Genomic DNA, 10,270 nt, shown 5'->3' with positions numbered 1-10,270 from the left:
GAAACAACAAAAGCCGTGCTAGAAGCACGGGGTTTTAAACCCAATTTTTTGATAATATTCTTTCAACTCCCTAGATTTGCCCTGTTGACCACATCTGTTAAATATTGACCTAAAAGTTGTGCAGATGGTTCTGTGAAGACATAACTATGTAATGCAGGAAGATCATAAATAACGAAATCACCAACAGCTAAATTACCCCAACCCATTTGTTTATCAAGAGAACTTGATGGACGCTCTAAACGTTTTTGCGTTTCAGTTGTACGAAACAAGACGACTTTACCGGCATAAGGTTGGGGAGAATAAATTTTGTTTATTTGTTGATTAATTGCTACTGTAGCTGCACTTTGTTGTTTTCTAGAAAGTTCTGATATTTCTTTTTTGAGTAATAACTGAATCCTTGTGTCTTGTGTTTTTACTTTTTTTTCTACTTTTTTTTCTACTTTGAATTGAATAGATTTTAGTCTTTGCAATAGATAGTTTTTAACTCCTAATTCTAATAACTCGTTTTTATGATAAACGACTCGTTGCCTCCAAGACATAGGTGAACGAAAACTGGGGGCGAAGGTATCAACTAAAGCCAGTAAAGCTACTTTTTGATTCGCTGCAACTAACTGTTGTGCCATTTCCCAAGCTACCATGCCTCCAATACAAAAACCGATTAAAAAATAGGGACCATCAGGACAAAGCAATCGTAGTTCTTTTAGATAACTGTCCGCCAGTTGTTCAAGCGAAACTTCACCTTGTCTAGCTTTTATGAGTAAATTTTGATCAGTTAAACCGTAAATAGGTTGTTCTTCTCCTAAATAGGGAATTAAATTCAGATAATCACCAAGATTATTATGAATAGCAAATAAAGGTTTTTTAGATCCTTTTGTTTGTAGGGGAACCAGAAAATTCCAAGATTCTTCCCATGTATTTTGACTAATAATCTTACCAAGACTTTCAATAGTAGGATTTTGAAATAATGTTGCCAATGATAAAGATATACCTAATTTTTTCTCAATACTATGTAATAGAGGAACAGCCAATAAGGAAGAACCTCCCAACTCAAAAAAATTGTCGTTGATACTAATAGGATCTCGTTCTAAAATTTTTTGCCAAATATCTGTTAATTGCTTTTCTATTGAATTTCTATAACCGATATGTTCAGTTTTCTTAATTATTTTGTCTAAATTCTTTTTCTTAAGGCTTAAGCGATCTATTTTTCCACTGGGGGTTAAAGGAAAATTTTCTAAATTAACAAAAACAGAAGGAATCATATGGCTGGGTAAGTTTTCACTAAGCAAACTTCGTAATTCTGTTGGAGTTGGCGATTGATTAGATTTAGAAATAATATAAGCAACTAATTGTTTATTTCCTAAGGGATATTCTTTGACAATAACTGCAGTTTCCTGGACCCGGGGATGTTGATTTAAGATGGTTTCTATTTCTCCTAATTCAATGCGAAAGCCTCTTATTTTAACCTGGTCATCAATTCGTTCAATATATTGAATGTTTCCATCTGGTAAATACTTGGCTAAGTCTCCTGTTTTATATAATCTTCCTTCTCCAAAAGGATTAGGAATAAATTTTTGGGTGGTTAATTTCGGACGGTTAAGATAGCCTCTGGCTAAGACATCACCGCCAAGGTACAATTCTCCTGATACCCCTATGGGGACTGCTTGCAGATACTTATCTAAGATGTAGATTTGGGCGTTGGAGATAGGACGACCAATAGGCGGACGCAACTCCCAATTATTGGGAGAACCTTTTAATTTAAAAGCACTCACTACATGAGTTTCGGTTGGCCCGTACTGATTTTCTAGAGTACAATGGGGAAGTCTGGTTAAAAAGTTAGTTAGAGTAGGAGTAATTTTTAACTGTTCTCCGGCAGTAATTAATTCAGACAGTTTAGATGGAAGAAATTCAGTATTAGATGCACTACTGGCTAATAGTTCAAGAGCAACAAATGGTAAAAATAGCCTTTCGATACTTTGTTCTCTAATAAATTGTAATAATGCTGTTCCATCTTTTCGCACCGCTTCTGGGATGACCACTAAAGTTCCACCCGAACACCAAGTAGAAAATATTTCCTGGAAGGACACATCAAAGCTTATTGGAGTAAATTGCCCCGTTTTTGTGCCATATTTGGCTGAAGAGGTTTTCAGTTGCCAAAGTATCAAATTAATCAGGGGACGATGATTCATCCCTACTCCTTTGGGTTTGCCAGTAGAACCGGAAGTATAAATTACATAAGCTAAATTATCTGAACATATCTCAATATCAAGATTCTCCTGACACTGCTGCTCAATTGTCTCCCAATTACTATCTAAACACACCACTGCTCTGTTTTCTGTTGACAATAATGATAACAACTTATGTTGAGTTAATAATAGTTCAATACCAGAATCTGTCAACATATAATTTAAGCGTGAAGCGGGATAATTAGGATCTAAAGGAACATAAGCTCCTCCAGCTTTTAATACTCCTAATAATCCGATTAACATTTCTATGGAACGGTCTAAGCATATTCCAACTAATAAATCTGCTTTTATCCCCAATTTTCTTAAATAGTAGGCCAACTGATTAGCTTTGTTGTTTAATTCTTGATAAGTTATTTTTTCATTTTTATAAACAATCGCAATAGCTTTTGGTGTTCTTTTAACTTGTTCTTCAAATAATTGATGAATACATTTATCTTTAGGATAATCCCTTCTCGTTTTATTCGATTCTCTTAAAATTTTATTTTCTTCCTCTGGTGTTAGAAAAGAAAGTTGATTGATTTGGGTTTCAGAATTAGTTATTATTTGGGTTAATAAAGTATCAAAATGACCAATCATACGACCAATAGTTTCTTTTTCAAATAAATCTGCATTATATTCAAATTCTCCCCTTAATCCTGTCTCAGTTTCTGTCATAAATAAGCTTAAATCAAATTTAGACAAACTTCTTTTTATCTTCATTGTTTTAACAGTTACTTCAGGTATTTCTAAAGTTGATTTAGGTACATTCTGTAAAGCAAACAGAACCTGAAATAAAGGAGTATAACTCAGATTTCTTTCAGGATTTAATTCTTCTACTAACTTCTCAAAAGGAATATCTTGATGGGTATAAGCATCTAGTGCCATTGTTCTAACCCGCTTCAATAATTCGTCAAAAGTCGGATTGTTGTTTACATCTATTCTCAATAACAAAGTATTAACAAAAAATCCGATTAATTGCTCTATTTCACTTTGATTTCGGTTAGCAATAGGAGAGCCAATAACGATATCTTTTTGATGAGTATAGCGAGATAAAAGAACCCCAAATGCTGCTATAAGGGTCATAAATAAAGTAGCTCCATGTTGTCCACTTAATTTTTTTAATTCTTGGGTAACTTCTGCTGATATCGTGAAAGTTTGATGATTACCGGAAAAAGTTTGAATAGAAGGACGTGGTTGATTGGTTGGTAATTCTAAGATGGGAGGAGATCCTAATAATTGTTTTTTCCAATAGTTGATTTGTTTGTTTAATGTTTCTCCCTGTAACCATTGACGTTGCCATTGGGAAAAATCAGTATATTGTATAGCCAACTCAGGTAATTCTATCGGTTGGTTTTCTAATAAAGATTGATAAATCTTAGATAACTCTTTGGTTAAAATTCCTAGTGACCAGCCATCGGATATTATATGATGTATAGTTAACAGTAAAATATAGTTATGGTTGCTGATTTTTATTAAGATAGTTCTCAGTAAAGGAGGAATTTCTAAATTAAATGGTTTGACAGTTTCTTCTTGTATTAACTGTTTTATTTTTTTTTCTTGTTGTGAGCATTCTTGTAAATCAATTAACGAAATATTTACCTTAACTTCTTGATTTATTTTTTGAACAACTACTCCCTCTTTTTTTTGAAACCCAGTTCGCAAACTTTTCTGTCGTTCACATAAGAGATTAAAGGCTTTTTCTAAAATATCCATATTCAGAGGACCTTTCAGTTTAAATGCGCTTGATATGTTATAAACACCTCCTATTCCTTCTAATTGTTCTAAAAACCAAAGACGAGATTGTGCAAAAGAAAGTGGTATCTCTGGAGTGTCTTTAATCATCTTAATTGGAGGGAGACTCTTATCTAGGTTTCTTTGAGTATCTATTAATCCGCTTAATTGACTTATAGTTGGATTTTTAAACAAACTTTTAATGGGAATTTCTAGATTAAAACTATCCCGAATTCGAGACATTAATTGCGTTGCTAATAAGGAATGTCCCCCCAAGGTAAAAAAGTTGTCTGTGATACTTGCTTCTACTCCTAATAATTGATTCCAGATATTAGTTAGGATTTCTTGTGTCGGGTTATTTGGGCTAATAATTTCTTCGTCTCTTTCGATTTTAGGTTCAGGTAAGGCTTTAAAATTTATTTTCCCATTCGCGGTTAAAGGAAAATTTTCTAAAAGAACAAAAGCCGAGGGAATCATATACTCAGGCAGCTTCTGTTGCAGAAAACTTCGTAATTGTTGGGGGCTAACTTTCCCTTGTTGCTGAGGAATTAAATAGGCCACGAGTCGCTTGTTAGCTGGTTGATATTCTCTAACCAGGACAACAACTTTTTCCACCTGGGGATGTTGACTTAAAGCTGTTTCAATTTCCCCCAATTCTATTCTTAATCCTCGAATTTTAACTTGATGGTCAATACGCCCTAAAAATTCAATATTTCCATCAGGTAAATAACGAGCTAAATCACCTGTTTTGTAAAGTCGCGCTTCTGGATCATTGCTGAAGGGATTAGGAATAAATTTAAGAGAGGTTAATTCGGGACGGTTCAGATAGCCTCTTGCTAATCCAATTCCTCCCAGATGAAGCTCTCCCACAACCCCAATGGGAACAAGGTTTAAATGTTGATCTAAAATGTAAGCCTGGGTATTGAAAATGGGTTTTCCTATTTTGATGAGCATATTTTTTAAGACATTGTTGAAGTTAAATCTTTACCTGTTTAATAACTGGTGGAAAGAGGCGGAGGAAACCCAAAGATTAATATTTCACAGTCAATAATTTAAAATTAATTTTTTTTCGGATCTTGTGCAGTTTTTTGAGACTAGGCAAAGATGGAAGTAGAGTTTTTAAAGCGTAAATAAAACGGCCGATTAATCCAGCTTTGACCACATGATTGAAAGAACTGACAGGGAGTTTCATAATCAGTTTATGAGCCAATTCTTTCTTTTGTCCAGGCCCTTTCAAACGAAATTGTGTGGACTGAGTGGCACCGTATACCATTCGTAACCAAAGACGATGATGGAGGAACAAATATTGCCACAAGGGAGGTTGACACCCAATTAACGCAGCCAAAGAATCTATATAAATGGAATAATCAACTAAACTACGGATTCGCTCGGCACTATGTTCAAACTCTTTTAAATAAAGTTCTTGATCCATAGCAATTTGTTGCTCCATTTGTTGAAGGTTGGGGAGTGCTTTTTGACCGCTACAAAGCAAAGCAAAAAAACGAGCTTGCATTTCCATAATAGGAAACTGACTACCATAGTTAGGACGGGCCCAACCGATCCAAACAATTTTATCTTGTAGCTGGGGAGCAAACATATGTTTATAAAGGCTTCTGGGATCGGTTTGTTTAAGTTCATCAGGTAGGAAAGAAACCTTATTTTTATACCCCGTACAAAATATGACAACGTCAACATTTTCCAGGACTTCACCATCTGCAGCAATTAAGGTTTTGCCATCATCTTTTACTTCTGTGATCTCGCCAACAACGCCACATCCGTGTTGAACAATCGCTTTAGGTAAGGCAAAAGTTTTCGTTCCGTATATGCCCCAAACTTGATTCTTAGCTTTAACCTTTTTATTAAGTTCAACCACAGCATTATTAATTGGATCATTGTAGCTCAATTCTCTTTGAATAATCAATTGGCTAAGGATGTTTCCGTATTCTCTGGGTAAACCATATAAACCTCGATGAGTCGCAATGTCAGCAGCATAATTTCCTCTTTTTCTAGGTAGTATCCATCCTGCCGAATTCCGTAGACTTACCCAGCATTTTTTAGCAACACTAGCTACCTCAAAGGCCACATCTGAAGCAGACTCTCCTCCTCCAACAACTAAGACATTTTTATCAATAAATGGATCACCATTCCGATATTCTTGGGAATGGAAAATATCAACTTGGGTTAATTGGTTTTTCCAGTGTGGATAATTGGGAATATGATTATTGCCAATGGCTAAAGCAACCCTTTTTGTTAATAATTCTTCTCCGGATTTTAGTTTTACCTGCCATTGTTGATTTTCTTGGAAGGTCAAAGATATAACTTCAGAGTGAAAACAGATTTTATCTAAAACACCAAAGTGTTGAGCGTAACGCTTCCAATAGTCTAGTACCTCGTCTTTACTCCAGAAGTCATGTTGTTTTCCATCTCCCATCCAGAAATCTGAGAACATACTATATGTACAGGAGGAAGTTAACCTTAAATTATCATAAGCATTAGCAAAAACACCGCCTATACTATTGGTTTTTTCCAAGCAAACGACTTCATTAACTCCCTGTTCTAATAATTCCTTGGTAGTAACTAGACCCCCTGGTCCGGCTCCAATCACAATACACGCTAACATTGAATTTTAGCTCCTAAATCTATAAATGTATATAAATAAAAATTAAAAAACTTTTAGTTATTTTTGAAGTTGAAATAAAATAGTGGGACAACGTTCTCCTAACTCATAAGTAGGAAAATAAGTCACAGTTTCTCTCAAATGAGGCAAAAAGATATTTCTAATTTGTGCTAAGGTTGGGAAGGTATAAACACTAGATGAATTCTGATAGATATCCATTGTACTCAGTAGCTCAGAAGACCAGCCTAATTCCTCTAAAAAACTTTCTGGGTTGGCAATTTCTTCTTGCCATACTTGCCAAATATCGGCAACAGCTATCCCTTCTTGGACACTTTTTTGTAAAGCCATTGCCAAACGCAATTTAAAGATATGAAAATTACCAATAGATTTAGCTCGTAGTTGTTCAAATACAAGGCTTAAATCTTCTGGTTCAGATGGACTTAAGAAAAATCTCATAGATAATAAGCCTTGAGGTTTAAGCACTCTACAAACTTCTCGTAAAACTTGTTGATATCCATCAGGATAGTCGAGTAAAGTAAAACATCCATCCCCCAGAATTGAATCACAAGAATTATCTGGCAAAGGAATTTGTCGCCAGTCTCCACAAATAGCTTTTCCTCTAGGAACTTTTTCTTGTGGCCAAATTGAGTTAATCATATTGGGAGAACTATCAACAGCCATAATTTCCGTATGTTCATCCCACGGTAGCGTGGCGATTTCTGGCGTTACACCTAATAATAATGCTAGTTTCTTTTTTGAAGGGATGTATGTTATTTTAGGCAAGACCTCAAGTCTGAGAAAGTCTAAATCTTGCTGACTTGGACGCAAAGGTTGCCCTAAAATATCCCACCACTTCGGATATTTTAGCCAAGGAACATTAGAGGGTTGTTTAAGTGGTACATCATAATGTTTTGTGTTCATACAAGCTGACGAGAAATCATTTTAATCTAATTTTTGATAAAGTTGGGCTGTTAAAGAACCAATGGTATTTTCGGTGGGTCCGTAAAGATTAATAATCTTTTCAACCTGTTGGTATTGGGTTAACTTTTCTAGTAGAGAGTCTGAAATTGATTCCCCACCCAGTCCAATTATTTTGATACTGCTTGGCAGGGTTGATTCTCTCAAAAGTTGCTCTAACAAGGAAGGAACGATAGTCAGACAAGTAATTTGCTCTTTATCGATCCAAAAAAATAACTTTTCTAGGCCATCAATAATAATGATTTTACTGCCAATTGTCAAGGGAGAAAATATCTGAGCCACACTAGCATCAAAACAAATAGAGCTTGTAAATAGTGTAACTTGCAAGTCGTTGAGGGTGAAAATTTCCGTATTGCGAGAATGCAAAAAATTAACCACACTTTGGTGTTCAATGGCTACCCCTTTGGGTTTTCCTGTGGAACCTGACGTATAAATTACATAAGCTAAATTCTTGGGTTTGATTGTGACAAAACAATTCGTTTGGTCTTCTCTGGCAATCAACTGTTGATCCCGATCTAAGCAAATTATATTGGTTATTCCTTGGGGAATTTTTTCGAGTAAATGCTGTTGTGTTACCAAAATAGATATCTGAGTATCATTGAGAATATAATTAAATCGCTCCGTGGGATAAGCCGGATCAAGAGGGACATAAGCTCCACCAGCTTTTAAAATGCCCAATAGTCCAATTATCATATCTAAAGAACGTTCAACACAAATACCTACCTTTGTTTCCAGTTTCACTCCTAGGGTTTGCAGATAATGTGCTAGTTGATTGGCTTTTTGATTCAATTCTCCATAGGTCAACTGTTGCTCTTGAAAAACAAGGGCGATCGCATTGGGAGTCTTTTTTGCCTGTTCTTCAAATAACTGATGAACACACTTATTTTGAGGATAATCAGTCTTCGTGTCATTCCATTCTACTAATATTTGATGTTTTTCAGCTTCTGTTAATAGGGGCAAGTGATAAATGGGTTGTTCTGGATTGGTAATAATCCCTTTGAGCAAAGTTTCAAAGTGTCCTGCTATTCTCTCAATTGTTGCCAATTCAAATAAACTACTCTTATAAGACCAATTCATCTGTAAGTTATCCCCACTCTCAACAATTGAAACCCCTAAATCAGTAAATTCGCCTCCTTCCATTTGATGTAATAACAGATATGGCTCCAGAGATAATCCTTTGTGTTTATCAGTATTTTGCCATCTGTGCTTTTGCCAGTTAAAACTGACTTTAAATAAAGGATTTAAAGAAATATCCCGTGGTAAATTTAATCTTTCTAAAAGCAGGGTCAATGGATAATCTTGATGTTGCTGTGCTGCCTTGACTTTTTGCTCAACTTGTCTCAGTAAATCAAGAAATATGGGATTGCTTGTTATCTCTACTTTGAGGGCAGTAATATTAGAAAAAAAGCCGACTGTTTTTTGAAATGCTTCTTGAGACCATCTAGCTGCCATGGGACTTCCTACTACTAACTCTTTCATTCCTATATAGCGATAAAGCAAGACAAAGTAGGTGGCTAATAGGGTTTTATATAAACTGGTTTGTCTCGTTTTGGCAAAAATTTTTATTTCTTGGACTAACTCTTTTTTTAATAACCGAGAATAATAGCCTTTTTCTGAGTTATTCTCTGATAATTCTGAAGTTTTCGCTGGTAATTTTAAGATCGGTAATTCTTGGGAAAATTCTTGTTGCCAATAATGCCAATGATTTTCTCCTTCTTCACTAGCGAGCATCTTCTTTTGCCATTCTATAAAATTAGAATAATTAATGGGATTTCTTTTTTCTTTTTCAGAACCAGTTTGATACAATTCTTGTAAGTCTTGGAGGAGAAGATCCAATGACCACATATCTCCCGCAATATGGTGCATTGTGAGCAGAAGAATATGTTCTTTTTGAGAGCGAGTGTATAGATGTAATCTCAAAGGAAATTCTTTCTCTAGAATAAACTTTCGTTGAACTGCTTTCAATATCTCTGTTTTTAAGTCGTCATCGCTCCAATTTGAAGCTTCAACTATTTGCCAAGAAATATCACAATTTGGGTGGATTTGTTGATAGATTTGCTCACCAATCATAGTATAAGTTGTCCTTAGACTGGGATGACGAGTAATAATTCTCTTCCAAGTTTTCTTAAATTGAAGTATCTCGATATTTTCGGTAATACGAACCGATATAAAAATATTATTATGACTGGTTTCTGGATTCAGCTTTTCCAAAAACCACAGAGATTTTTGTTGATAGGAAAGCTCATGATAAATTGGATTACTAATCTTAAGTGAGTTGTCTAATTTAGTCATAAATCAAAAATTAGCCATTCATACAGGCGGTCACGCTCCGCGTGTGCGACTGCACCGCTCAATCGCCGTCAAACGAATTTTAACAGATTTTGGCTCGGAAAAGTCCTTTGGACAAGTGGCTAAACGCTTTCAAGAACATTATGATTGGATTGACGGGGTGACAAGAGTTGGGAAAAATGGATCAAATAAAGGTTTCAGAATCTAAGTTGACTAAAAAATCAACCCTTTTAATAAGATTTGGTAGTGATAAATATGTAGTGATATTACGATTGAGGGGCGATCGCCAAATTATAATGATGAATAAAATTCCAAATAGCTCCGATATGATTTTCTAATTTTTTAGAGAAAGATAAAGTCTTTCTAACAAGTCGGGAGAGGAAAAGCCTTTTTTCATCCCAATGGGGAAGATTTCTGGGTATTTTTCTACGAC

General features: G+C 35.2%; 3 protein-coding genes and 1 pseudogene. All 4 read right to left on the bottom strand.

Annotation, left to right across the window (positions count from 1 at the left end):
• Positions 1-62: 62 nt before the first annotated feature.
• Positions 63-4,901, bottom strand: a pseudogene (locus tag P9B04_RS07575) (amino acid adenylation domain-containing protein); the annotation flags it as partial.
• 82 nt (positions 4,902-4,983) lie between these two features.
• Positions 4,984-6,573: a flavin-containing monooxygenase gene (locus P9B04_RS07570; RefSeq protein WP_342054385.1), complete on the bottom strand. Its 1,590-nt coding sequence runs from the start codon at positions 6,571-6,573 to the stop codon at positions 4,984-4,986.
• Positions 6,574-6,630: 57 nt separating this feature from the next.
• The gene (locus P9B04_RS07565; RefSeq protein WP_342054384.1) at positions 6,631-7,491 is read right to left on the bottom strand and encodes a class I SAM-dependent methyltransferase; all 861 of its coding nucleotides are present in this window, start codon (positions 7,489-7,491) and stop codon (positions 6,631-6,633) included.
• A gap of 21 nt (positions 7,492-7,512) precedes the next feature.
• Positions 7,513-9,840 (bottom strand): non-ribosomal peptide synthetase, encoded by a 2,328-nt coding sequence (locus P9B04_RS07560; protein ID WP_342054383.1) that lies wholly within the window; start codon positions 9,838-9,840, stop codon positions 7,513-7,515.
• Between the last annotated feature and the right edge of the window lie 430 nt (positions 9,841-10,270).

Origin of the sequence: Crocosphaera sp. Alani8 (assembly GCF_038442745.1) — a bacterium.
Lineage (GTDB): Bacteria > Cyanobacteriota > Cyanobacteriia > Cyanobacteriales > Microcystaceae > Crocosphaera.
This window is presented reverse-complemented; position numbering and strand designations above follow the sequence as displayed.